This is a genomic window from Bradyrhizobium sp. UFLA05-108 (assembly GCF_059803455.1).
Genome location: NZ_JBANAZ010000045.1, coordinates 27,843 through 51,840, shown reverse-complemented (window position 1 = coordinate 51,840; position 23,998 = coordinate 27,843). Strand labels below are relative to the sequence as shown.

17 protein-coding genes and 2 pseudogenes are annotated in these 23,998 nt (G+C 57.5%); 12 read left to right on the top strand and 7 right to left on the bottom strand.

Annotation, left to right across the window (positions count from 1 at the left end; translation table 11 throughout):
- The first annotated feature begins 638 nt into the window (after window positions 1-638).
- Complete coding sequence (locus SO140_RS28790) at window positions 639-869, top strand: DUF3551 domain-containing protein (RefSeq protein WP_498543512.1); 231 nt, start codon at window positions 639-641, stop codon at window positions 867-869.
- A 582-nt stretch (window positions 870-1,451) separates the two neighbouring features.
- On the opposite strand, the gene SO140_RS28785 is transcribed toward SO140_RS28790, so the two are convergent.
- Both SO140_RS28785 and SO140_RS28780 read right to left on the bottom strand, forming a co-directional pair.
- The gene (locus SO140_RS28785; protein WP_498543494.1) at window positions 1,452-2,720 is read right to left on the bottom strand and encodes a Fic family protein; all 1,269 of its coding nucleotides are present in this window, start codon (window positions 2,718-2,720) and stop codon (window positions 1,452-1,454) included.
- Between the two features lie 712 nt (window positions 2,721-3,432).
- Entirely contained in the window at window positions 3,433-3,663 is a 231-nt protein-coding gene (locus SO140_RS28780; protein ID WP_498543493.1) for a hypothetical protein, read from the bottom strand.
- Between the two features lie 410 nt (window positions 3,664-4,073).
- Here SO140_RS28780 and SO140_RS28775 point away from each other — a divergent pair, with 410 nt between their 5' ends.
- The 5 genes from SO140_RS28775 (at window position 4,074) to SO140_RS28755 (ending at window position 8,299) form a co-directional block, all read left to right on the top strand.
- Complete coding sequence (locus SO140_RS28775) at window positions 4,074-4,592, top strand: hypothetical protein (RefSeq protein WP_498543492.1); 519 nt, start codon at window positions 4,074-4,076, stop codon at window positions 4,590-4,592.
- A 72-nt stretch (window positions 4,593-4,664) separates the two neighbouring features.
- Window positions 4,665-5,333: a hypothetical protein gene (locus tag SO140_RS28770; RefSeq protein WP_498543491.1), complete on the top strand. Its 669-nt coding sequence runs from the start codon at window positions 4,665-4,667 to the stop codon at window positions 5,331-5,333.
- 360 nt (window positions 5,334-5,693) lie between these two features.
- On the top strand, window positions 5,694-6,473 hold the full coding sequence (locus SO140_RS28765; RefSeq protein ID WP_498543490.1) for a ferredoxin--NADP reductase: 780 nt from the start codon (window positions 5,694-5,696) through the stop codon (window positions 6,471-6,473).
- 165 nt (window positions 6,474-6,638) lie between these two features.
- Entirely contained in the window at window positions 6,639-7,478 is an 840-nt protein-coding gene (locus tag SO140_RS28760) for a S1/P1 nuclease (RefSeq protein WP_498543489.1), read from the top strand.
- A 20-nt stretch (window positions 7,479-7,498) separates the two neighbouring features.
- Window positions 7,499-8,299, top strand: coding sequence for a hypothetical protein (locus tag SO140_RS28755; RefSeq protein ID WP_498543488.1), 801 nt, complete (start codon window positions 7,499-7,501; stop codon window positions 8,297-8,299).
- A 257-nt stretch (window positions 8,300-8,556) separates the two neighbouring features.
- On the opposite strand, the gene SO140_RS28750 is transcribed toward SO140_RS28755, so the two are convergent.
- On the bottom strand, window positions 8,557-8,763 hold the full coding sequence (locus tag SO140_RS28750) for a cold-shock protein (RefSeq protein ID WP_449384556.1): 207 nt from the start codon (window positions 8,761-8,763) through the stop codon (window positions 8,557-8,559).
- Between the two features lie 512 nt (window positions 8,764-9,275).
- Between SO140_RS28750 and groES the strand changes: the two genes are divergently transcribed.
- From groES to SO140_RS28725, 5 genes and pseudogenes are all read left to right on the top strand, one after another.
- Window positions 9,276-9,590 carry a co-chaperone GroES gene (gene groES, locus SO140_RS28745; protein WP_498543487.1) on the top strand — a complete coding sequence of 105 codons (315 nt, stop codon included), beginning with the start codon at window positions 9,276-9,278 and terminating at the stop codon, window positions 9,588-9,590.
- Window positions 9,591-9,680: 90 nt separating this feature from the next.
- Window positions 9,681-11,330, top strand: a complete 1,650-nt coding sequence (groL, locus tag SO140_RS28740) for a chaperonin GroEL (protein WP_498543486.1) — start codon at window positions 9,681-9,683, stop codon at window positions 11,328-11,330.
- Window positions 11,331-11,998: 668 nt separating this feature from the next.
- Complete coding sequence (locus tag SO140_RS28735) at window positions 11,999-12,412, top strand: hypothetical protein (RefSeq protein WP_498541170.1); 414 nt, start codon at window positions 11,999-12,001, stop codon at window positions 12,410-12,412.
- Window positions 12,413-12,598: 186 nt separating this feature from the next.
- Window positions 12,599-13,702 (top strand): annotated as a pseudogene (locus tag SO140_RS28730) (Fic family protein).
- 1,592 nt (window positions 13,703-15,294) lie between these two features.
- Window positions 15,295-15,978 carry a helix-turn-helix domain-containing protein gene (locus SO140_RS28725; RefSeq protein ID WP_498543485.1) on the top strand — a complete coding sequence of 228 codons (684 nt, stop codon included), beginning with the start codon at window positions 15,295-15,297 and terminating at the stop codon, window positions 15,976-15,978.
- Window positions 15,979-16,294: 316 nt separating this feature from the next.
- Here the strand turns inward: SO140_RS28725 and SO140_RS28720 are convergent, their stop codons facing one another.
- Window positions 16,295-16,489 carry a hypothetical protein gene (locus SO140_RS28720; RefSeq protein WP_498543484.1) on the bottom strand — a complete coding sequence of 65 codons (195 nt, stop codon included), beginning with the start codon at window positions 16,487-16,489 and terminating at the stop codon, window positions 16,295-16,297.
- 716 nt (window positions 16,490-17,205) lie between these two features.
- The gene (locus SO140_RS28715; protein WP_498543483.1) at window positions 17,206-17,955 is read right to left on the bottom strand and encodes a response regulator transcription factor; all 750 of its coding nucleotides are present in this window, start codon (window positions 17,953-17,955) and stop codon (window positions 17,206-17,208) included.
- A 1,230-nt stretch (window positions 17,956-19,185) separates the two neighbouring features.
- Here SO140_RS28715 and SO140_RS28710 point away from each other — a divergent pair.
- Window positions 19,186-20,441: pseudogene (locus SO140_RS28710) on the top strand (IS256 family transposase).
- 120 nt (window positions 20,442-20,561) lie between these two features.
- On the opposite strand, the gene SO140_RS28705 reads toward SO140_RS28710, so the two are convergent.
- Both SO140_RS28705 and SO140_RS28700 read right to left on the bottom strand, forming a co-directional pair.
- A complete protein-coding gene (locus tag SO140_RS28705; protein WP_498543482.1) occupies window positions 20,562-22,937 on the bottom strand; it encodes a T6SS phospholipase effector Tle1-like catalytic domain-containing protein in 2,376 nt (791 codons plus the stop codon).
- 138 nt (window positions 22,938-23,075) lie between these two features.
- On the bottom strand, window positions 23,076-23,996 hold the full coding sequence (locus SO140_RS28700; RefSeq protein WP_498543481.1) for a GH25 family lysozyme: 921 nt from the start codon (window positions 23,994-23,996) through the stop codon (window positions 23,076-23,078).
- Window positions 23,997-23,998 lie beyond the last annotated feature (2 nt).

The window sequence follows — 23,998 nt, the reverse complement described above, 5'->3', positions numbered from 1 at the left end:
GCCGCCACCATGATTGCAAATGCCATAATGAAAAGTAAGAGCCTGCCCATTCGAAGAAGTCATTCCGGAAGCTGCATCGAAATTGTGATGCTTATAGCATCCTGCGTTGAATAGGGCCTGAACAATATCGGCACGGAAAGGCCAGGTATTTGATTGGCCAGCTCCTGCAAAGTTCTCAACTTGATTCTCGGTGGTCTCGTTGTAAGACGGCAAACCGACTGCAGATCGCGCCGAAAAACTGCACCTCCTGCCGGCAACAGCAGGATTATTGCGCCGGATTCGAATACAATCATTGATTATCACGCGGTCGACCGAGCAAACCACGGCACCGCTTTCCCTCTTGCTCTGCAATTGAGGGCTAATAAATGAACACTCACGACCTTATTTCCGGTAGCCTGCTGGCGCTGACCGCGACGGGCCTTGCGTTGCTCTGCTCGAGCCTGCTCGCCTTTGCCTTCATTTGAAGTCATAGTAGCGTTTGCGCCATGCGGCTTCAGGTTGGGGCCGGCAAACGGTGGCTAAGGATTGACTGAGATCAAGAAAACTCAAGTCGGATCCGTTAGCTTCGCCAAAGTTAAGTTAGACAAGAGGGTCCCATGCGCTACTTTCTCTTGTTAGTTGTTATCCTCACAGTCCCCATGCTCGTTGGCTCTGGGTCGTGTTCGATCGCCGCTCCGCGTGATCGTTCGGGATACATGCCCGCCGCTCGACAAGACGTTTATTGCCTGCAAGGGCGCATCTGGGGATATCCGGGCAATTGCCAGTTCTCGAGCTATGGCCAATGCATGGCCAGCGCGTCCGGTACAGACGCTTATTGCGGAATTAATCCGGTCTATGCTTTCGAGCGGCACAGATCACAATCACGCTGATGGATTCGCAAGGCTAGAGAATTAAAACGTATCCTGCGGTGCGCGCTCAAAAACTTGTCGGTCAAGGCGGCAGAGCCGGACTGCATCGGCTGTCCTAGACCTTCCTGATCGCGGCATTGATTCATCTGCATCCGATCGCGCAGTGTGATTTGCGCAGCGCTGGCGCGCAGCCACTGCCGTCGCCTTTGCGTCGCGATCCCTTCTCACGCGCATCAGCTTCGGCAAGCGTACCGACCAGTTCCCGCGCCTTTTGAACCACGGCGCAGGCTTTGTCCCATCTTGGGCAAGCTCGAACGCCGTCCAATCAGCCGCGATCTTCAACAGACAGCGAATGACGGCACCATCTCGGCCGATCTGCGCAAGTTCGTCCAAGATCAGCGACGCCGCTTGGCGCTTTGAGAGCGCTCCGCCCGTTGTCGCATCTTTGCCTTTCAGAAAGCACTTGATGAGATTGTCGGGGATTCTCGCGGGTCTTAGTAGGCGATCTGCGGCGATCCTCTTGACGTAAGCGAGCGTAGCAACGATCTCCAGAGCCGCTTTGCGCGCCTCTGTCTGTAGACGAGCTCAAGCCGTTTTCAGTCATTAGTCGTGTTCCGGAAATAGTCCCGGCATCCATCGCGAGGCGAGGGTGGCAGGGAAAGCCAGCAGCAATGGTTCGCGCGGGCCCCTTGAGGTAAGGACGCCTCGGCTGAGGAGTTCCGATACGATGCGCCGAGCGTGACGCGGCGTGAGATCGAGAAGACTAGCAACGTCGCCGCGCGGAAGCTCGCCTCGATAGAGAATTGCTTCAACCACCGCGCTCGCTTTGGGGGGGAGTTTGCTAAGGCGCGTTTCCTCCTCCGCCCATAGCAATATGCGTGTGCGCAGCCGATCTGCCTGCATCAGCGATTCCATGAAGTTGACTTGGTCAATGCAAGTCTCAAGAAAGAAACGCGTGAACGATGCGAGCGCTTCCTCACTGAGGTTGCCACGGCCGTCCAGGTCATTCCGCCGCGGAAGGTCGCATTGGGTAAGATGCTGCCGATACGCGCCGTCGCTTCGAGCAAGCCCGCGAGCCACTGACCAAACAGCCCCGGTATCGAGCGCTTCCAACAGCATTGCGTGCGACATCAGCCGCGTCACTCGGCCATTGCCATCGAGAAAGGGGTGAATCCACAAAAGACGATGATGCGCGGCTGCGGCAGCTAAAATGGCGTCGGCCTTTCCAACACGGCTGTAAGCTTTCTCGAAATAAGCAAGAAAGCGTGGAACGGCGCCGGGGCTGACACCGATATGACGTCCCACTTTGACGTCGCGAAGCCGTAGTTCGCCGGGCACAACACGAATTCGTTCTTTTGTGTCGGGCTCCTCGATCCATAACATCGCGTCGGGAAGGTGCTCGCAGAAGCGACGGTGGATATCCCGGATACCGTCTATGGTTACAACGCGACCGCGGAGGTGACCTTCGTCGATCCATCGTTGCACCGCGATGTGCGCCGTGGCCTCAAGCTGAAGATCGCGCATTTTGGGATCGGCGCTATAGTCGTTTTTCAAGGCCCGTTCGATGTCGACCGGGTGTGTGTCGTGCCCCTCGATGAGGTTGCTGTAATAGCAGTTCATAGCTCGGACGAGATCGGCCAAGGACCCCAGGAGGCTTTGCGGTAAGCTCCTCTTGAAACCGGCCGACTTGCCGACTAGCTCAACCGCCAAATCGGTCAGCTGGCTCCGATGGCGGGAGTCCTCTCTGATGAGAAGCGGTTCCATTGAGAAAACCGCGTCGCCGCGGTCAGTAGCCGCAGGAATGTCCTCTTTTTTGTCCTCTGAAGCTTTTGTCATAAACGCAATTATATCATATAGATAAATAGATTTCATCTACGGAATTGAGTCGACTTAAGTCCTCATGAATGACCGGACTCTCGATGGTTGAGTTTTTTCGATCTTCGCCAATACATTGAAATTGTTCTCAAAATGTTCTTTGGGTCCATCCTCGAACCCAAATAAGGAGTCGAAACAATCGGTCCATGTCTGACGAACAACTTCGTCCGCCGGGCAAGCTGGGATAAATTCGAAGAGATCTGCGCCGATCTCTTTTCGCGCGTTTGGAACGACCCAGAACTCGTCCGTTACGGGGCGAAGCGGCCAGAGGCAAAAGGGCTTCGACATATACGGAAAGCAAAATGGCGCCGACTCCGGCGTTCAATGCAAAGGAAAACGCATTTGGCCGCCGACCAAGCTGACGATTGCGGAACTTAATGCCGAGATCAGGAAGCCAAGAAATTCCGCCGCGCCTCGAGACCCACATTATTGCGACCACCGCGGATAACGACGTCGCTGTCACGGACCACGTCAATGCGATTTCCGAGAGACATGCCGCAGAAGGGCTTTTTCGCGTAACTGTTTTGCTGGCGTGAGCTCACGCGCCGTATTGATGATTTTCCTGAATTAAAAGAAAAGCAACTCCGTGCTCGATGACGGCAACAAGCTGCGCGTGCTGCCGATTGTCGGCCGCGGCTCGGTGCAGAGCGTCGCCGACATCCGTTCGACATGGGCTGCTCCAGGACGACCACCGGTGAGAGTCCCCGTTCTACTTCTTGTCCGACCTCGCCTGCGCCCGCGAGCCGTTGTTCTGCGCTTCCCAAGCCTGGAATTGCTTGAACAGCGCTTCCTTGTCGGTGTCGGACACCTTTGCCGCCGTCGGGTAAACAGTGTCGACATCTACGGAAAAGGAAAACGGTGCTGACTCCGGCGTACAGAGCAAGGCAAAGCGCGACTGTCCGCCGACCAAACCCACGATCGCTGAAATCGGGAAGGCCAAGAAATTCGATCCAATCTCAAGGGCTATATCATCGCGACAACGGCCGACAATGACGTCTACCTAACAGACCATGTCAACGCCGTTTCCGCCAAGCATGCGCAGAGGGACTATTCCGCGTAACACCTCACATATTGCCCGCCAACACGGTCCTCTCCATCGTGCGAAAAGTTAGAGCCGCAACTGCGTTCGCATCGTGCGGTTTTGCGTGGAGCATGCAGTATTTGTGCGCTGAACTAGTTTTGGCGCCCGGAAGCATCTACAGATCGAATGATCACATGCGTAGCTGCGCGCTCCTTGATCTCTATGCACAAGGTTTCCCGAGTGCTCTGGTTGCGACTCCCTGGAGTTCTTGACCGTCATCTGTTATCGCGTCGCGAAAGGCAACGAATCGTTATGACGTGCCTAGGAAGATGAATTTGACCGATCCTACAAACAGCTCTGAGTTGCTGCCCGTCTTGCATAAGCCGGCAAGTCGCTTGCCGTGGGTTGTTGGACTCCTCGCCGTTATTTTCGGGCTGTGCGCGGGAGGAGTCTATTTCGGGGGCGGTATAGACAAGCTTCTCGGCTCGTCAGTCGCGCCGGAAGCCCTGCCAATGCAAGGCTTGTCACCCGAGGACAAGGCGGTTCTTTCAGAGATTAGATCGGGGCAACAGGAGATAAGCGAGGAGATCACCGAGCTCAAGCGTAACATCAGTGCGCAGCAAGAGGGTCTAAAACAGATATCGGATCAAATCGCTGCACTGATCTCGAACATCCAGTCTTTGCAGAATCCGCCCGTCGTTACGCCTCCATCGCCAGCACCTAATCTACCGCCAGCCCGTACTGTTTCGAAGCCGGCCGCGAGAGCCATTCAGCCTTCTAGACCGGAAGGGCCAGTTTCAATCGGGGGCGCTCCGCTGATTTCCGAGCCGGGCACCCAGCCTCATTGATCAGATCGTTATTCCTGAGCCGTAGCTGATGCGCGGCGTGGTCATGTTTGTATCATCGCCTCCGGAGGTCCGATGTTTGCCAACCATATTCGTATCGGCACTGTCGCGCTCCTGGCCTCCGGAATTCTGTTCGCAGTCTACCCGGCAGTTCGCCCGTTCTCGGACGAAAGATCGCTGCTAGGTGCCGCTGCCTTCGGGTCTGAGGCATGGCTGGCGTCGCACATGATTGCCATTGTGGCGTTCGCGCTGCTCCCACTTGGGCTGCTCGGAATGCAACGCTCTTTACTGGGGACACAGTCCGAGCGCCTGTTCTTTGTCGCCGTTGCCCTGATCGTGATTGGCACAGGCTTTACACTGCCATTCTACGGGGCCGAAACCTATGGTCTTCACGCGCTGGGGCAGGAAGCTTTGCGGAGGCACTCCGATTCACTGCTCAGTCTGGTCGAGATCATCCGCTCCGGCCCTGGCCTTATCATGTTCCTCGCCGGTCTGCTTCTTCTTGCCGCATCCGCAATCGCGACTGCCACGGCGCTTTGGCGTTCCTGTCGCTATCCGAAGGCAAGTGGCGTTCCCTTCGCCATCGGGATGTCGCTGTACATTCCGCAATTCTTCGGCGCGCAGCCCCTGCGCATTGCACATGGATCACTGGTGGCCATCGGTTGCGTGTGGATGGCGGTATGTCTTTGGCGGCAAGACCAATTTGGTGCGGAGCGACAGGAAGTCTCCGCTTGTGAGAAATGAGGCGGGAAAAAGCTTCGTAAAATATTCGTGTCTGAACTGATGTCCGAACTGCTGGTCGGCAGCAGAGAAGGATGCGTGCGGTGAAATCCATCGCAGAAGGCCGACGAAATGCATAATTTAAGCATGATTGCGCCCATCACATGCGATTCACCGTCAGCATGTTTAGCCTAGCATGAGCTTGGAAGGACAGGAGTGCCGCTTCGCGTTGAGAGCCGATGTAAGCCAGAGCTGAGCCGGCATCCTTCCAAAAGTCCCAGTCCGAAATTGAACACCGAACATCTGTTTGGAAAACCAGTGCAAATTTTCCGCTAGAGCGGCTGCGGGTCCGCATCGCGCTCCAAGCTTCGCGGTAGCGATGAAATGAGTAATTTCAACCAGGAAAGCATTCTGAACGTCCATCACTGGACTGACAATCTCTTCAGCTTCACCAGCACACGGAATCCCTCGTTTCGCTTCTGCAGCGGTGAATTCACCATGATCGGGCTCGAGGTTGATGAAAAACCTCTGCTGCGGGCCTACGGCATCGCCAGCGCTCATTACGAAGACCGGCTGGAATTCGTCGCGATCAAGGTGCTGGACAATCCCTTAACCTCGCGTCTGCAGCAGCTTAAGCAGGGTGACCAGATCATTGTTAGCCGCAAGACGACTGGCTCGCTGGTCATTGATAATCTTAAGGACGGGCGCAATCTCTATCTGATTGGGACTGGCGCCGGTCTTGCGCCGCTTCTGAGTGTCATCAAGGATCCGCAAACCTATCTGCGATTCGAGAATGTGGTGCTGCTTCATGGCTGCCGCCGCGTCGCCGAACTCGCCTATGGCGAGATGATCACAGAAACGCTGCCAAGCGACGGGCTGGTCGGCGACTTCGTTCGCTATCAACTAATCTATTATCCGACCGTGACGCGCGACCGCTTCCACAACCGCGGTCGGATCACCGACCTGATCGCGTCAGGCAAGCTGTTTACGGAAATCGAGTTGCCGAAACTCGAGCCGCAGCATGACCGCGCCATGATCTGTGGCAGCCCCGCCCTGGTCCACGATGCCCGAGAGCTCTTGATAACGAAGGGCTTTGTCGAAGGCTCTCCACAAGAGCCCTCACATTTTGTATTTGAAAGGGCGTTTGTCGATCCCTTATTTTGAGCTGAGTGGCAAGCGACCATGGCTGATCCGAACCCGATACAACGCGACCAGGGACCTTACCGGTGCTACCGTCAATAAAATTGTCGGTCTCTCGACTGGACATAGTTGCAATCATGGCAGCTCCCGACTTATGGTAGACCAAATGGCAGGCTGTGGGGAAAAGCTATGAGAGCTATCTGGCTCGCGTGGCTCGTGGTCATTATGTCGGTGTCGCAGGCTCGGTCCTGGGGACAGGAAGGCCATGCAATCGTCGCTGAGATCGCGCAGCGGCGGCTCGATCCCGCCACGCTCGACAAAATCGCGCCCCTGCTTGCCTTGGAAGCCCCTACTCTTGATCATCCCAACGCAACGCTCGCTTCCATCGCCAGTTGGGCTGACGACTACCGTGCCGACCATAAGGATACGGCAGGATGGCATTTCGTGGACATACCGGATGATCGAACAACTTTCGATCCGGATGCTGATTGCAAAAACGGCAACTGTGTCATCGCGGCGATTGCGCGCTTCCGAACTGTCCTTGCTGATTGCTCGAAACCTGCACCCGAACGGCTCCAGGCTTTGAAGTTCATTGTTCACTTCGTTGGCGACGTTCACCAGCCTCTTCATGCATCGGATCGGTGGGATGCCTACACAGGAAAAGACGATCAAGGCGGCAATCTTCTCCCGGTGACATTCTTCGGACAGACCACGAACCTGCATGCGCTTTGGGATACCGGTCTGATTATGCGCACCGTTTACAATTGGGGCGCCTATGTCGTTCGGCTTGAAGCGACCTGGTTTCCGGGGCGTGACTTGGCCGAGTTGAAGGGGGGCTCGCCGGCCGATTGGGCGGTCGATGCGCATAGGCTTGCACACGAAGTTGCTTATGACATTCCTGACGACGGGGTTTTAGGCGTTCAGTATTTTTCCAAAGCATCGCCGATCGTTGACCGCCAACTCGCCCTTGCCGGGATACGGCGTGCGCAGCTGCTCAAGGAGACGCTGTCCTCGGCAGCCTGCCAGTAACAGAGTATCGGGTTATCGCTATGAAGGCGCTCACGCTATTGGCCGCAACGGCATTGTCGATTCCGCTCGCGGGTGCATCTGCAGCCCCGGGAAACACCACATCCTGCTCGACAAATGGCATCTGCTACTGCACGCACGACTATCTAAACGATGCGATCAGACAGCGCGTTAGCGAGATACGGAACTTGATCAGCGGGCAACGGACACAAGGTAAGGCGATCGGCTATCTCAGCGTTCCGATTAGCGGGATTGCGGGCGGAGTTTCGGCAATCAATGCGCTCGTAGCACAAGAGGCCAAGGAACGCATCGAGCAGCAGTGGGGGCCGCGCGACGTATGGATCCTCAACCCGGCCGCACCACAGTTTTCGCTCCCTCTGGACGCCAACGGCGCTGACTACATGTGGATGTGGACCCAGATTCTCGAAGGCGAGGGACCTGAAGGTCTCGGCGCGTTCGACTTTGTGTATTTTGCCGGGCCATCTGACTTTGCGCGTCACTTCGGTCTTGATGGTCACGCCGATCTCGAGAAACTCGACACAGCCTACGACAATCTCGTCAAGATAAAACCTGACCTCGCGGCAAAGGTCGATAAGCATTCCTTTCGCAACTACTACGGCTTACGTGGCTCCGTCAGCTTCAGCTACGGATCGCACGACGAGTGGAACATCGTCAAAATCATCAATGCGAAACGGCGCGCATCTGACAGCACGGCCGGTTTTGCAAAGCAGATGGGTGTGTTCTTTGACGGGAAGCCTATAGCGCCGGGCCTTTTTGAGCTTCCGGTTACCGATGGAAACGCCAGAGCCTGCAATACGAATTGAGATAAGCTGTTTCAGGGAGGGCGCGGAATCGGATACCCTGCAAAGCCGGTTTGCATCCGGGGACAGGTCTGATCGCCGCCGCAAAAGATCGTCACATCCTCTAGGGCTCTAGGCGTCGTCTTTACAACGCAATCAGGTTGCTCGACAAGGAGAGGCCCTCAGCAGCGCCGCGTGTGCGCGCTGAGAGGCCGGATTGCTATCGTTTCGAACGAGAGTCGGACACCGTCGATCGGTTCACCGCCGGCCTACCGACGAGCCTAACCAACTCGGAGATTTTCAGCGGAAAGTTTCCCGGAGCGACCGGTCTTCGGCTCGTAGCTAATTCGGGAGCCCTCCGCCAGGCCGGTGTGGCCCGCCTTTTCAACGGCACTAATGTGCACGAAGATGTCGGGACCTCCGTCGTCTGGTTGGATAAAGCCGTATCCTTTGGTCGGGTTGAACCACTTCACAGTACCAAGTGCCAATGCAGTCTCTCCAAGTTGAAGCCAGTCAATTTAGCCGAGGGCGAAGGCGGACTTCAAGTGTAACGAGCGGCACGAAGCTTTCTCGTTCCAACACGCCGCTATCATAGAGAGGCATCCATACTGTTCGCGCACGTTGGCGCAAATCGATCAGTACATCGGAATGATCGAGCTACGTTAACAGGACGTTCGTGCACGCGAACTACTTCGAGCGCACCAGAGATGGCCGGCGCGACGTCAACCAACTCACCTCAGGCCGACGAGTTTAAGAACCTGCTGACATTCAGTGCCTCAGCCGCGGTTTTGGCTAGGTGGTCCGAGGCCGGTGTTAAGGCCAGCTAATGATCGTAAACGCAACTATCAGATCGGGTGGCTAAGTATCCCACTTTTCTGCCACGAGCCCCTTGCTCCCGTAAAAAACCTGTCCTATCTCCATCTCGCCTGCGTAGCACTCGCGGGCATCGATTGCTAACAACCCAAAATCTCCATCTAATGCAAATGCTTAGGAGGACTGCATGAAATTCCGTCCGCTTCACGACCGCGTCGTGGTCAAGCGCATCGACGCAGAAGAGAAGACCGCTGGCGGCATCATCATTCCCGATACGGCCAAGGAAAAGCCCTCCCAGGGCGAAGTGATCGCCGTCGGCCCCGGTGGCCGCGACGAAAGCGGCAAGCTGATCCCGATCGACGTCCAGATCGGCGACCGCGTGCTGTTCGGCAAGTGGTCGGGCACCGAGGTCAAGATCGACGGCCAGGAGCTGTTGATCATGAAAGAAAGCGACATCATGGGCGTGCTCGAAACTCCCGCTTCCAACAAGAAGGCCGCCTAGTTCAACTGCTCGCACCGCTCACCCCTGAGGAGCGCCTGCCGGGCGCCACGCCAAGGGTGAGATGAGACCAAGACAACTCAGGAAACCAATATGTCAGCCAAAGAAGTGAAATTCGGCGTCGACGCCCGCGACCGCATGCTGCGCGGCGTCGACATCCTCGCCAACGCCGTGAAGGTCACGCTCGGTCCGAAGGGCCGCAACGTCGTCCTCGACAAGTCGTTCGGCGCTCCCCGCATCACCAAGGACGGCGTCACCGTCGCCAAGGAGATCGAGCTCGACGACAAGTTCGAGAACATGGGCGCCCAGATGGTCCGCGAAGTCGCCTCCAAGTCCGCTGACGCGGCCGGTGACGGCACCACCACCGCGACCGTGCTCGCGGCTGCGATCGTCCGTGAAGGCGGCAAGGCGGTTGCCGCCGGCATGAACCCGATGGACCTCAAGCGCGGTATCGATCTCGCCGTCGAGGCCGTCGTTGCGGACCTCGAGAAGAACTCCAAGAAGGTCACCTCCAACGAGGAGATTGCCCAGGTCGGCACCATCTCGGCCAACGGCGACGCGGAGATCGGCAAGTTCCTCGCCGACGCCATGAAGAAGGTCGGCAACGAGGGTGTCATCACCGTCGAGGAAGCGAAGTCGCTCGAGACCGAACTGGACGTCGTCGAGGGCATGCAGTTCGATCGCGGCTACATCTCGCCCTACTTCGTCACCAACGCCGACAAGATGCGCGTTGAAATGGACGACGCCTACATCCTCATCAACGAGAAGAAGCTCTCCTCGCTGAATGAGCTGCTGCCGCTGCTCGAGGCCGTGGTGCAGAGCGGCAAGCCGCTGATCATCGTCGCGGAGGACGTCGAGGGCGAGGCGCTCGCCACGCTCGTCGTGAACCGTCTGCGCGGCGGCCTGAAGGTTGCAGCCGTCAAGGCTCCGGGCTTCGGCGATCGTCGCAAGGCCATGCTGCAGGACATCGCGATCCTGACCGGCGGCCAGGCGATCTCGGAAGATCTCGGCATCAAGCTCGAGAACGTCACGCTCAACATGCTCGGTCGCGCCAAGAAGGTGATGATTGACAAGGAGAACACCACGATCGTCAACGGCGCCGGCAAGAAGGCCGACATCGAGGCGCGCGTGGCCCAGATCAAGGCGCAGATCGAGGAGACCACCTCGGACTACGACCGCGAGAAGCTCCAGGAGCGTCTCGCCAAGCTCGCGGGCGGCGTCGCGGTGATCCGCGTCGGCGGCGCGACCGAGGTCGAGGTCAAGGAGCGCAAGGATCGCGTTGATGATGCGATGCATGCGACCCGCGCGGCGGTCGAGGAAGGCATCGTTCCGGGCGGCGGCGTCGCCCTGCTTCGTGCAACCGAAGCGCTCAAGGGTCTGCGCACCAAGAACGACGACCAGAAGACCGGCGTCGAGATCGTGCGCAAGGCGCTGTCCTGGCCCGCTCGCCAGATCGCGATCAATGCCGGTGAAGACGGCTCGGTGATCGTCGGCAAGATCCTCGAGAAGGATCAGTACGCCTACGGCTTCGACTCGCAGACCGGCGAGTACGGCAACCTCGTCACCAAGGGCATCATCGACCCGACCAAGGTCGTGAGAACTGCAGTCCAGAACGCCTCCTCCGTGGCTGCGCTCTTGATCACCACCGAGGCCATGGTCGCCGAGCTACCGAAGAAGGCAGCTGCCGGTCCCGCCATGCCTCCTGGCGGCGGCATGGGTGGCATGGGCGGCATGGACTTCTGATCTAGCCGTCACATCGAACCATGAAATGTGAAAACCTCGGCGGCCACGCCGGGGTTTTCTACTTAGGATGGGCTCGCAACGCGCCCCCCTGGCCTGCTCCCACGTTGTCAAGGGACACGATCAAGCGAAACCATTCCCTGCTCGGCGACGGATGCCGAACGAAGGTGGGGCGCTCTGGTCGTTCGCACGTCACTGCCGATGCTATTGCCCGCCAACTGCCGCCACTTATTGGGCCACCGCGGATTTCGACAGGTGGAGCACTTTTAAGGCGAGCAAAAAATGCGGACAATGCCACTGGTATTGAACCAACGAGAAGGTCAAAGCACAAAGGACATGGCGTCTACGGACCGGCGCTGAAGTCACGCTAGGGCTTTCAACTAGGCGCAGCCTCCTCAAAGCAGTCGGACTGATTGTACTGTACGGAGCAAAATTGGGACGCAGCACTATTGCCGACGCGCGACGGTCAGGACCAGCCTGCGATATTGTACGTAGCTGGGCATTAAAGCGTTGGATGTGAAATCCTTCACAATGAGAGATGATCGCGCGGCCTACATTGGGCTTGCGAGCACAGCGAACATCGTTCCCTGTCGACATCGCCGGAAGGAAGCTACCTCATGAGCAGCGACTCTCAGCCTGCGAATGCGCCCAGATGGGATTGGCCATCCTGGATGAAGGGCAGCATGCCCAATCCTCTCGATTTCTTTGCGGCGCCTCGGAACTTCGTTCAGCCCATACTGCCTGGTTGGGTGTTTGGTAGCGTAACCAACATCACAGAGCAGAATTCAAGCGCGCCTGATACCGAACGAGAGATTGTTGCCGCGCAGAGCTACGGTCGCCAGCTAGGCCGCGTCATGGACGCTCTCGCCATTCTTATCGCCGAGTTGCCCAAGGCGAAGCAGGATGCGCCGGCTTTCGAAGAACTTGCCAAGATTCATCGCGATATCAATGAAATCAAGGCACGAGCTGCAGCGCGACGCCTCAACAACATCGCGGCTGACCTTGCTACTCTCAAAGAGACGAAGCCCGAGCAATATCAGCGCCTCGCAGCGACGCTTCGCGAGGTCCTGAAGGCAACGCAATAGCGATATCGATAATGTGACCTAGGCTCACATAAACGTCGGCTGTCTGCCGGACGACATCGGTCCAGGTCGCGCGGTCTAATTCGCGGATGACCGAAAAGCCTCGCAACTCTCCAGTGAGTTATAGGATGGCTTGCTATAGCTCATTATTAATCCCACGCTGAGTTATAGAAAGCAGTGCTATAGCTCATGCCTTGGAACTGGGAGGAACCGACCTGGCCCCACTTACCTATGACGCGGGCAGCCCTTGAGCGGTTGGAAGCTGCCTTCGCTGGGGCGACTTCATTGGTGCGTTCAGGCACGTCAGCCAGGATGATCAGCAAAACCTGCGGATCGAGCTCATCAGCGATGAGGCGCTGAAGACCTCGGAAATTGAAGGCGACATACTGAACCGCGACAGCATTCAATCGTCCTTGCGCTACCAATTCGGCCTTGGCGAACAGCAGGCCGGCGTGCCTTCTGCTGAAAGAGGTATCGCGCAGATGATGGTCGACCTATACCTCAATTTCCAAAAGCCTCTGACCGACGAGACATGTTCGGCTGGCACAGCATGTTGATGAGCGGGGACCGGACCATCAGAACGATCGGTGCTTTCGCACTCATGCAGAGCCCATGGAGGTGGTCTCTGGCCCAATCGGCCCGCGCAGGGTTCACTTTGAGGCGCCGCCGTCTGAAAACATGGCGAAAGAAATGGCTGCGTTCGTTCAGTGGTTCAACGACACGGGCCCTGACACCCGTCAACAGCTGCCGGTGATGACGCGCGCCGCTCTTGCCCATCTGTACTTCGTCAGCATCCATCCATTCGAAGACAGGAATGGCCGCATTGCCCACGCGGTCGCGGAAAAGTCGCTTGCGCAAAATCTCGGCCAACCGACGCTAATTGCGCTCGCCTACACGATCGAGCGCAAGCGGAAGGCTTACTACGATGCGCTTGAGCGCAACAACCGCCGCATGGAGATAACGGATTGGCTGCTGTACTTCGCCAATACCATTCTTGAGGCGCAGGATAACACTAACCAGCGCGTCGATTTCTACATTGCGAAGACAAAGTTCTATGAGCGTCTCCGCCGTCAGTTCAACGAACGCCAGGAGAAGGCTCTGGCTCGAATGTTCAAGGAGGGCATCGATGGGTTCAAGGGCGGCCTCAGCGCCGAGAACTACATCAGCATTACCAAGGCGGCTCGCGCGACCGCCACTCGTGACCTGCAGGACCTCGTCGCCAAAGGCGCATTGACCAGGACGGGCGAGCTCCAGCATACGCGTTATCACCTGAAACTCGATGCAAACGAGTGAGCAGGAGTATCAACCATACTCGTCTGACGCGGGCTATCGCGCGCCTCTAGCGCGGCCTTCACCCCCGTTGTGATCAGCGACTTCCCCTTCGTGCTTCCTGAGCAAGTCCCTTTAAGGCTGGAGCCACTATTTCTACTTTGGCGAGTTCCAGTCGCGGGTTGTATATTAAATACAAATTTCGGGGGGATGATGCTGCTTACTTCATTTCGTGTATCCAATTTCAGGTCCATTCAGGACAGCGGAGACATCAAACTCGCACGGATCACGTCGATCCTTGGTCGAAACGAGAGTGAAAAGTCTAATTTACTTCTGGCGCTTCGCAGCTTGAACCTGTCGAAGGATTTACGGCGCTCAATCCCATTAAAGACTTGCCGTGACATCGCCGATTGCTCGAGGACGTGCAGAGATTGAGCGTTTCTTGAAGGCGAGATCGAGGCACTGACCAAGTTGGTCTATGTCCTTAATGATTTAGCACGCGCCGGAGCCTTTGTAGTGACGGGGCTTGATGGTGTCGTCTGCATACCGGGCCGCTGTCTGCGCTGAGGATGGGTGATAGAAGCAAGGTAAGGGCGAGGATAACGACAAGATCAAAGCTTCAGCGAAGCGCGCCGGTACGCAATATCTAAGGCACTCCCCAAAGCGAGGAGGCCCGGCATTGGAGGCGAATCCGGCCGGGCCTCTGAGTCGCCAATCCTGTGCAGGGGCTGACTGACGACAATCAATGATTGCACAGCAGGCTTACGAAAGCCTGACGGAACGAAGTCACCTGCCGAGTTCAACTCGAAAACGCGGCACCTCTTAGTTATAGGGACAGCCTGAGCGGAACATCCATCATTCACTGGGCTAAGGAGCCGGAATTCATCGAGAATGAGTGGCGGAACGCCGAATTTCGGAGCGGAGTTGGGTCTGCGGGTTATTCCGTATTGAAGTATCAGTCCAATTGTCGCTTGATCGACGTGATGCCTGCGGACGGACGCGGCGGACCGAGCGAGATGAGCCGCTGTCAATTCTCGTTAGTTCGCCGGGCGATGATTGAAGAAATCCAAGTCATGCCCCTGGTCTTGCATTTCGAATGGGAGGAGGGGGGCGAAGACTCTAAATGATCTCGGCAAGCCCGTTCCGCGCGTCAATTTATTGATGCTCCAGCCTAGCAGACGGCCCGTGGGTCGGCATTCTATAGAAATCTTGTTCGTCGCGCCGAGCAAACAGGAATGAGGACGTTGCCGATCTACTTCGTAACCATGGACGGCTTGGCAAAACGCATGGACTATGGATGCATAAAGATGGCCGAGCATGCCGGATTTATCGAGCGGATCGAAAATTCCGCAAGCGGCACACAGTGACATTGTCATGGAACCCATCGATCTGATGATTGGCGGAGCTGCTAGATGGTCTCTTTGCCGGCTACCCAGAAGGAAAAGACATTCACCGGATCTGACATTTGCGAGCGGTTCAGGTTTCGAACGCATCCCCCTTCAGCGCGCCGACGTTCAAATCTGAATCATTCCGGGTTCGAGTAGGCGGACTTCTCCACCTGTTCGGCTTGCGCCTGTGGACGGCGCTATCAGTGGCTTGAATCACAGGAGTGCCCCATGTTCGTGCGCACCAACAAAGTCAGAACGTCCCGCCCCAACTCGCTTTCCGACCTCGGGATTACAAGCAGCTCCGATCTGAGCGTCAACTTAAGTGAGTTCACCTACAGGAAGGGGAAGGAGATTTACGGCGAGAAAGAACCCGCCGCGTACGTCTATCAGGTTACCAAAGGTGCGGTCCGAACCTACAAACTGCTCTCGGATGGTCGACGCCAAATTGGCGCGTTTCATCTGGTCAGCGATATCTTCGGACTAGAGAACGGTGAGAACCATCGGTTCACCGCAGAAGCGGTCGTGGAGACCACCGTTCGAATAATCAGGCGCACCAGCCTTGAAGACGCAGCCGAGAATGATGCAGTCGTTTTTCACAATTTGCTCAGAATGACCGCTCAAAGTCTACAACACGCCGAAAACCATATGCTACTGCTTGGACGAAAAACCTCGCTGGAAAAAGTGGCGGCCTTTTTGCTTGAAATGGACGAGCGATCCGCTGCGGCCGGCGCATTGTCCCTCCCGATGTCCCGCCGGGATATCGCCGACTACCTTGGCTTGACGCTCGAAACCGTTTCGCGCGCCGTGTCCTATCTTCACAGACGGGGAATCCTCGATTTTATAGGGAGAAATCAGCGCGAGATCGTGATCCGCGACCGTCGGCAGCTTGCGAGTTTTGATTTGCAAAGTTAATTCGCCGGGCGACTTCTTCTTCGCAAATGTCGCTCTCCCTGCTCACAGCCAGCTCAAGGGCGGGCATCAACTGCAGTCTCAGTTCTCGAACGATTCCTGATCGTTGCTGGCGACAGCTGTGTCTTCCGTTAACTCTGCGCCTGCTCCCGCGGCGAGGCGAGACCGAAGTGATGGTCCTATTGTGCGAAGTGCGACGTTCCTAATCTCCCATTGAATAGGTCTCTTGCACGCGATCGCAGTCACGCTAGCCGCGGTCGCATAATTCCGCTGTCGCAGCTGACGGATCGCCGACGGGAAGGGGTCACCAAAACTTGCCCTAATGCTTCCTCAAATCGCTCAGCTTGCGCATGTAATAGCCCTGCTCCTCTATGGCCAACCTGATCTCATCGCTAATGCTGGCGACTCGCCTTTTCCTCCTCGGCCACTTCCCCAACGCGCCACTTAGCGGCAATGACGAACCCTGCGTGACGACCAGCAAATCACGTTTATCGTTCACATAAATGTCGAACATGCCCCCTCCGAGCTGACATGCATCGTCAGGGTGCCTCCATCGGTCTTTGGGGAGTGGACCGCGCCTCGACAATTTTGTGCCTATGCCTCCCTTTTGGGAGGCGCGGCTCGCGGCTTCGTCGCCTAGAATGAAAGGATTGGAAATGACGCTGCATTTTGATGAACTCCAATATTTGAAGAATGGAGACTGCAATGTCAAAGCGATTTTTATTTGCGCCGCAGCGGTTTTGCTGGCGCGTGGCGGCGCCACAGCCGCAGAGCTACCCGTTTACGCAGTCACGGGTTTGTCATGCCGATCATGCCCGACCAGCTTGCGACGTTGGGCCCCGCCAACGCCGAGGAACAGGCGCCACCCCGCGGTTTACGCTTGGTGGAATGCCGGCATCTCCGCATCAGATCGCTGGCATCTCCGCATCAGATCGCAGTGTTGACGCCGCGCGCCAAAGTGGTTCGACGGATCGCCGCCCCACAGGTGGCGAGAGGCGACCTCTCTCCGCAATAAGTGATTTGTGCGGCAACATTGCGCCCAGCGCAACTCGCCAAATTTGCTTCGGGGCGCTTTGGCCGACATTGTCGGGAAGGTCGCTCATTTTCCATACCCGGTCGACGGAGATGAATCGGTTTGAGCTGGAGTTCACAGAATGAGTGCAGTGACGCATCGATAAGAGCGCCGCCCAGGAGTCCTTGAGCAAGATTGCACCAGGCTCCCGGAGGATGTTACGTTTTCCTGAAGAGGCTCGCCGCATACCTTTGCGAGGAGAGGGGACTGCTCTCGAGAGGTCCCGCTTTCGATCTGGCCTGAAAGTGAGTTACATTTGATCGCACGAGGCTTGGACGTATCGTCGCAGCATCGGTTCTGATGCTGTCAACGAGCCGCACGATTTCTACGGGGGTACGAAGTTTCAGCTTTTTCATCATCCGAGCACGATTGACCTTCACCGTCACCTCGCTGACATTCAGCCTGATCGCGATCTGCTTGGCGAGCAAGCCGTCTGCCACCAACGGTAAGATGTCACGCTCCCGTGCCGTGAGACCCTCGACACGTAGCCGGGCTTCGCGCGCGACGTGCTCGCGCTCCAGCCGACTTCGGTCGCGTTCAACGCCAAGCCGCACCGCATCATAAAATTCCTGCTCGCGGAAAGGCTTGGGCAGAAAGTCCACCGCCCCGCGTTTCATCGCTTCCACGGAAACCCGAATATCCGAAACGCCGCTGATAAATACGATCGGAATCAAGATGCCTGTATCGGCGAGTGTTTTCTGCAACTCCAAACCGGTCGGTGACGTGCCGGGGAAGCGAACGTCCAGCACCAGACACGACGGGCCATCAGAGAGAGCCTCCGTCATGAATTCGTCAATCGAGCCGAACAGTCTCGCCTGAAGTCCCGCATCCTCGCAGAGACTTCCGAGAGCACTCCTGATTTTCTCATCATCATCAACCACATAAATCGTTGCCGGGCTCGTACTCATGATTAAAAAGCTCCTCGATCAATTTTTTTGTCGCGGGAAAGGAACGGTGCCGGTTCCGCGCGAAAAATCAGGCAATCATTCTAGTTCAGCTGCGTGACAATGCTGCGGGCCAAATTATAGCTATTGGATTTCGTTCCTGTGGCCGGCGCTTTGATGGGTTCGGAAATCTGCTCACGTGCGCCTTCGTGCTCAGTAAAAGCAATTCTGCCAACTCTAGCTCCTGCTCGCGCCTTCGCAAAGAGGCTTTGAGCTCATCGAAACAGGCCGGGCTTCGAACTCAAAATCCGAACTGGCGAAGAACGGACACTGCATGCGGACATCAGAGAACCAAAACTGGTTGCGCTAGTTGTGGAAGTAGAGATAGCTCCTGAGAGGCGGTCTCGCCCCAAGATCCGTGTGAGTGAAGGGGACGCTACGCCGGACTGCAAATCCGGCTTTTTGGGGAAAGCGTTTCTCTGATAGCCAGATTGGATGGTCCAATGCACTCCGCCGCATGTGGAAGAAAAGAGATCACCGACTGTCGTGTGTTGAGAAGGACGAACACCCGTGAGGCCTATCTGATCAACACCGTTCGCCGCGTTAGCGCGCGCACCGGGATTGGGCAAGCATATCCAGCGGGCGTCCACTACGCTTCATCCCGCGAACACGGCCGATGACTGAATCACGAGAATGTTAGGCCGTGTACTAAAAACTTGGCGGCGCGATGCGATGATGACCATGTCACAAAGCGACTGAGGTTGTGCAGCGATACAATATATCGCGAAGTGCCAGAAGCGGTTATCGAGCGTCAGGGGGGATGACGTACAACCACTACCTATTGGTGGGCGAATGCCCAGCATTCGTTTCGTTCGATCCTCATCGTCGCTTGAGAACCACTGGCGGAAAGTAACCCGTTTTTGCGATCGTCCCCCTCAGTGTGGGCGCAAAAACCCTGGCGTAAATGTGGCGTCTGGTTCAGCTCTGTGTAATGCCAACTAAATCGTGCGGACGCTTAGCGCCTCTCGCGCCCCGCTCGCGTCGTTCAATGGGCGGACCGTCGTGTCAAAAAGCTGCGCAGTCTCGCAATCACACGCAGAATTTCGGAAGTGAAAGCAGTTAAATCGCGAGTCTTAAGCTTTGAAAGCCGGTAACCGAGCTATCGCCGAAAGTTGGTGACGGCGGGAATCGGGAAGGCGGCATATCGTGGGGGTGCTTGACGCCTCCACTTCTCCACCGAAGGAGCGATATGCCGTGTCCAACGATAACGTCACCAAGCTGATTCAGCCAGGAGGGTTCGACGATCCACTCACCGAAATCTTGCGCGATGGGGCGCGTGCCCTGCTGGCCAAGGCGGTCGAGGCGGAGGTCGCGGACTTTCTCGGTAAGCATGCCGATTTGAAAACCCGGGACGGCCATCAGCGCGTGGTCCGCCACGGTCACCTGCCGGAGCGCGAGGTGATGACCGGTATCGGTCCGGTCGTCGTCCGCCAGCCACGCGTGCGCGATCGCGAGGTGGACGCTACCGACCCCGATCGCATCCGGTTCTCACCGTCGATCCTACCGCCCTACATGCGCCGATCGAAGTCGATCGAGACGTTGCTGCCAATCCTCTATCTGAAGGGTATCTCGACCGGTGACTTCTCCGAGGCGTTGTCGGCGCTGCTCGGCAAGGATGCTGCCGGGCTGTCGGCATCCGCCATCGGCCGGCTGAAGGAGGGCTGGCTCGACGAGCACACCGCGTGGCAGAAACGCGATCTTTCGGCGAAGCGCTACGTCTACATCTGGGCTGATGGCATCCATCTCGAAGCACGCCTCGAAGACGAAAAGCAGTGCATCCTTGTGCTGATCGGCGCGACGCCGGAAGGCCGCAAGGAACTGGTCGGCTTCACCGATGGCGCCCGCGAGAGCGCGCACGACTGGCGCGATCTGCTGCTCGATCTGAAGCGGCGCGGGTTCGACGTACCTCCGCAGCTCGTGATCGCCGATGGCGCACTCGGGTTCTGGAAGGCCGCCGGTGAGGTCTGGCCGAAAACGCGCGAGCAGCGCTGCTGGGTGCACAAGGCCGCCAACGTTCTCGCCAAGCTGCCGAAGAGCCAGCACCCGAAGGCCAAACGCGCGTTGCAGGAGATCTGGATGGCCGAAACGAAGGCCGCCGCCGAGCTGGCGTTCGACGCCTTCATCGAGAGCTACACGCCCAAATACGAGAAGGCGGCCGACTGCCTCAGTAAGGATCGATACGCGCTGCTGGCCTTCTACGACTTCCCGGCCGAGCGTTGGAAGCACCTGCGGACCACTCCAATCCACTCGAACGCGTCAACGGCGAGATCAAGCGACGAACCGAAGTGGTCGGCATCTTCCCCAATGAGGACGCCATCGCCCGTCTGATCGGGGCCATCCTGCTCGAACAAAACGAGTGGGCGGTCCAGCGCGGCCGCTACATGACACTGGAAACGATCGCCCCGTTGGGCGATGATCCCGCCGTCAGCTTCCCGGCAATCGCCAGCTGATCGATCCGGCTCATGCCGGCGAACGTGGTGGCCTAAGCTCAGCTACACCACGCCACGGGACACGATCCATGCCAGCGCGGGGAGACGTTTGAAATCATTATTTATCTGAGGCGCTACGTCCTACTTGGATGGCTTGACGAAGAACGAGATGCAGCCCTGGTGATTGTTGTAGAACCACTGCAAGCTCTGCGGCACCGGCAGAGCTGCTTCATTGACATAGAAGATGAGCTCTCCCGGCACCTTCGGAGATACGTACTCGGAAATCTTTCTGAAAGCCGGATTCGGGTCGGGCTCGAGGAAATCGACCTGATCACCGAATTGGCCGTAGCGTGCGATCGGCTGGAACCACGGCTCGCCATAGTAGCGTCGTAGCGGCAGCTTGAGCACGTGTAGAGCCATTTGATACCAACTAAGCCGTGTCGCATCCGCCGGGTCGCCGAAGGTGCTGTAGCCACGGCCATCCGTCGTGACGCCTGCACCGCCCAGCGGGACACCCGGCTGCGTACAGGCCGCGTGATCATCCCTGTAGTTCGGGTGTTGCTTTTTGAGCTCGCCAAGGTCTGGTGTGGTCCAGATGAAATACCTGTCCAGCCGTCCGATCTTGTAGCCGGTCGCATGACATACTTTGCTGGCATCGAACGAGATCAGGACGCCACCGTCGGGAATGTCTGTGGGCGCTGCAGATTTTTCGCAAATGAGGCCGGCCTGGTCGACTGACGTAAAGAGAAACTTCGCGGCGACCGTGACTGTCAGATAGGCTAAGATCGCCGCGGAAATTGCTGGACCAACGTAGTACTTCCAGATCGATTGCACAAACAGAAGGCCGCTCTTCGGATCGCGCTCCGGCTTGATCGACACGGGAGTCAGTTTTTCGTCAAAAGCCTTCTTCCAGAGCCCCTGCATCTCTCCGGTAACGCTGGAAGCAACACGACTGCTTCCATACAGCAGGGCGGTCAGCACGAGGGCCAACACGCAGAATGTGAAGGGGTAATCCGCGTATGAGCTAAGCCAGCCGGAGGCCCAGCCTGGAACGAAGCCGCTGGCCGTCCGAATGATGTCCGAAACGATGCCAAGCGGGTTCGCATCTGCATTGATCGAATTGCCGCGTCCAGCCAGTGGAAAAATGATCGCAAAGGCGGTCGACGCGAGAGTTGAGAAGTACAGGGCAGCGCGTAAGTACACTCTCGGCCAAACCGCTTTTCGCTCGGCGCTGACGCGCGCAGCGGCCTGGCTAGCGGTCTCGTAGACGCCGTTTCCCGGCTTGGTTGGAAGTCTCTTGACTTCGAAGGTGCAGTAGTCGGCATTCTCTGGATGCGGGACCGGCTTAGCTATCACGATATCGTATTCGTGCGGAATCCCGATCGGCGCATAGACATGCGCGTTATTCTTGATACGACGTAGCGCGGTCTCGTGGATCTTGGGTCTTTCGATGTAAACCTCGTCCCCCGTAGTTCTGGAAAACCGCTGGTCGCACAACCGTGAAAGCCGACGAGGGCCATAACGATAGTAGGCGCCAAAGCCCGAGCGTGGATCGTAGAGCCTGCCGTCCTTGTCCTGCGCCTGTCTCACCTCGGCCAACGCAGCCGGGTTCTCGGTCTTGAATTTGAGGCCACACGCTCGAGCCTCCTCCATGATCCAGCAAAGAGGGATTTGGGCCAGCGAGTCGTCGGGATAACCTCCGCCCACATTCGCATGGACGCCGCCGAACCAGACCTGCACGATCCGCTCGCTGGCGGTAAAGCCCGGTTTTTCCGTCTCTGCCGGCGCCATCCATTCCGGATCGCGCTCGTTCCAGAGAATGGGATGAAAGGTCGTCCGCTCATCATCGAGTGAAAGTGCGTGGCAGGCGCGTTTCACCGCGTTGCCAAGCGTGTGATTGGGGAGCTCGAGCGGCCAGATCCATTGGCTCACTCCACGCGTCATCTCGTCGATCGGCAACCCGTAAGCCGCCACCGTGTCCCAGAGGCCGAGGAAACGGATCTCAACGGCATGTCGGCGAGCTGGGACCTCTGAATCCCATGCGAGGATAGGCCGACCGATGAGCTTTCGGAATCCCTGATAGAGCAAATACCAGTTGGTATGAAAGTGCTTGCGCTGGTAATCGCGATAGGCCTGACGGGCCTGCCGATCGAGCTCCTCTTCCGAGATGCTACTCGCATCGATCAGCCCCTGGTCCAGGATCAGCCCCGTCAAGACCCTGATCGTGAAGGCGCCGCGCGAAAAGCCGAAACCAAAGAGTTGGTCATCCTTGCCGCGGTAATTGCGGCAAGCAAACTTGTAGAGCTCGCGCACGTTGCGGCGAAGTCCGATGCCGAATGCGCCGCCTAACAGCGCAAGCGGCTTGAATGAAGAGGTGCCGACACCATCATCGTAGAAGGCGACTTGATCGTCGTTCGAGAGGTCAAGTGCGCAGAATAAGCGCCAGACATTCGTGCGCCAGACCTGGGCGGCCGAATTGCCCGTGCCGTCGGAAAGGAGGACGATTCGTCTCGGCATGTCGGCTTTCCTCACCGCAGGAGCAAATCCAGATTGAAGAATTGAATTTTGTTTGAACTCTCGCCTTCAGCCCGGCTGCTCGTTGACGATGCGACGGGGGCGTACTCCAACAGTTGCGCGCCCCCGCCGCGAGTACAGCTACCCCGCCCACTGGGCCTTCAGATCATCGACGCTACCTGCAAACTGGTCGCAGTCGAGGCGGTTGCGCCGGTCTCCGGGAATTCCCGGTACAGTCTTGCGCCCGGGCCCCTTCTCGCCGTCGGTGTACTGCCACAGCCAATACGTCTGCCAGCTCCGCTGCACGGTTGGATGGTTGCCATATTGTGCCAGCCAAAGCCTGTGCGAGCCGAAAAACGGATCGCTCCTGTTGCCAAGTGCGGTCTTTAGCGTGTCTCCGCTGTAGAGCACCGCTTTCCGTCCGAGCTCGTTGTAGACAAGCTCCAGGAACTCACGTGCTCCCTCGAGTGTCATCTGGTTTCCATCGTCGCGCTCAAAATCAAGGGCAACGAGCGTGTCCTTGTCGGGATTAGCCCAGTCAAGGAAGTTGTTCACCTGATCGCTTATCGGTGCATGGGTCGTACCCCAATGCGTTGCACCCCAAAGCAGCCCTGCACGATTTGCAAGATCACGCCGACGCTTGTACGCATCGTCCCTGCCGGACGCGCCAGTGGTCGCCTTGTGAATGACCCCACGCAGCCCCGCGGCGAATGCCTGATCGAAGCTGACGACACTGTCTCCGTGAAAGATGTCGACCACCAGCGGAACGCGGTCCAGCCCTGTATCCACAGCCGCTTCGCCAGGAGACGGGGAGGGCGACAGCTCGATCCGCTGGATGGAAGAGAAAGCGCCGGCCCACGCATAGGCGCTGTCCGCTGTCCGGTACCAATGCGCGTTGCCCTGGACGGCATCGCCAATGACAAGGCCTTCGATCGAAATTGTTGTCCCGGCATTCAGCTTTCGCAGAACCGGAGATTGGAGGCTTGGCGAGCCCTGTCTCAGATTGACCCTGACATTTGCGGTGGCTTGGCCGTTAATAGGCAATTCAACAGCTGATCCCATGG

What these genes read in the sequence shown, in the direction of transcription:
- SO140_RS28790 (WP_498543512.1), top strand. Translation starts at nt 639, where the DNA reads ATGCTCGTTGGCTCTGGGTCGTGTTCGATCGCCGCTCCGCGTGATCGT.
- SO140_RS28785 (WP_498543494.1), bottom strand. Translation starts at nt 2,720, where the DNA reads ATGAAATCTATTTATCTATATGATATAATTGCGTTTATGACAAAAGCT.
- SO140_RS28775 (WP_498543492.1), top strand. Translation starts at nt 4,074, where the DNA reads ATGAATTTGACCGATCCTACAAACAGCTCTGAGTTGCTGCCCGTCTTG.
- SO140_RS28770 (WP_498543491.1), top strand. Translation starts at nt 4,665, where the DNA reads ATGTTTGCCAACCATATTCGTATCGGCACTGTCGCGCTCCTGGCCTCC.
- SO140_RS28765 (WP_498543490.1), top strand. Translation starts at nt 5,694, where the DNA reads ATGAGTAATTTCAACCAGGAAAGCATTCTGAACGTCCATCACTGGACT.
- SO140_RS28760 (WP_498543489.1), top strand. Translation starts at nt 6,639, where the DNA reads ATGAGAGCTATCTGGCTCGCGTGGCTCGTGGTCATTATGTCGGTGTCG.
- SO140_RS28755 (WP_498543488.1), top strand. Translation starts at nt 7,499, where the DNA reads ATGAAGGCGCTCACGCTATTGGCCGCAACGGCATTGTCGATTCCGCTC.
- groES (WP_498543487.1), top strand. Translation starts at nt 9,276, where the DNA reads ATGAAATTCCGTCCGCTTCACGACCGCGTCGTGGTCAAGCGCATCGAC.
- groL (WP_498543486.1), top strand. Translation starts at nt 9,681, where the DNA reads ATGTCAGCCAAAGAAGTGAAATTCGGCGTCGACGCCCGCGACCGCATG.
- SO140_RS28735 (WP_498541170.1), top strand. Translation starts at nt 11,999, where the DNA reads ATGAAGGGCAGCATGCCCAATCCTCTCGATTTCTTTGCGGCGCCTCGG.
- SO140_RS28725 (WP_498543485.1), top strand. Translation starts at nt 15,295, where the DNA reads ATGTTCGTGCGCACCAACAAAGTCAGAACGTCCCGCCCCAACTCGCTT.
- SO140_RS28720 (WP_498543484.1), bottom strand. Translation starts at nt 16,489, where the DNA reads ATGTTCGACATTTATGTGAACGATAAACGTGATTTGCTGGTCGTCACG.
- SO140_RS28715 (WP_498543483.1), bottom strand. Translation starts at nt 17,955, where the DNA reads ATGAGTACGAGCCCGGCAACGATTTATGTGGTTGATGATGATGAGAAA.
- SO140_RS28705 (WP_498543482.1), bottom strand. Translation starts at nt 22,937, where the DNA reads ATGCCGAGACGAATCGTCCTCCTTTCCGACGGCACGGGCAATTCGGCC.
- SO140_RS28700 (WP_498543481.1), bottom strand. Translation starts at nt 23,996, where the DNA reads ATGGGATCAGCTGTTGAATTGCCTATTAACGGCCAAGCCACCGCAAAT.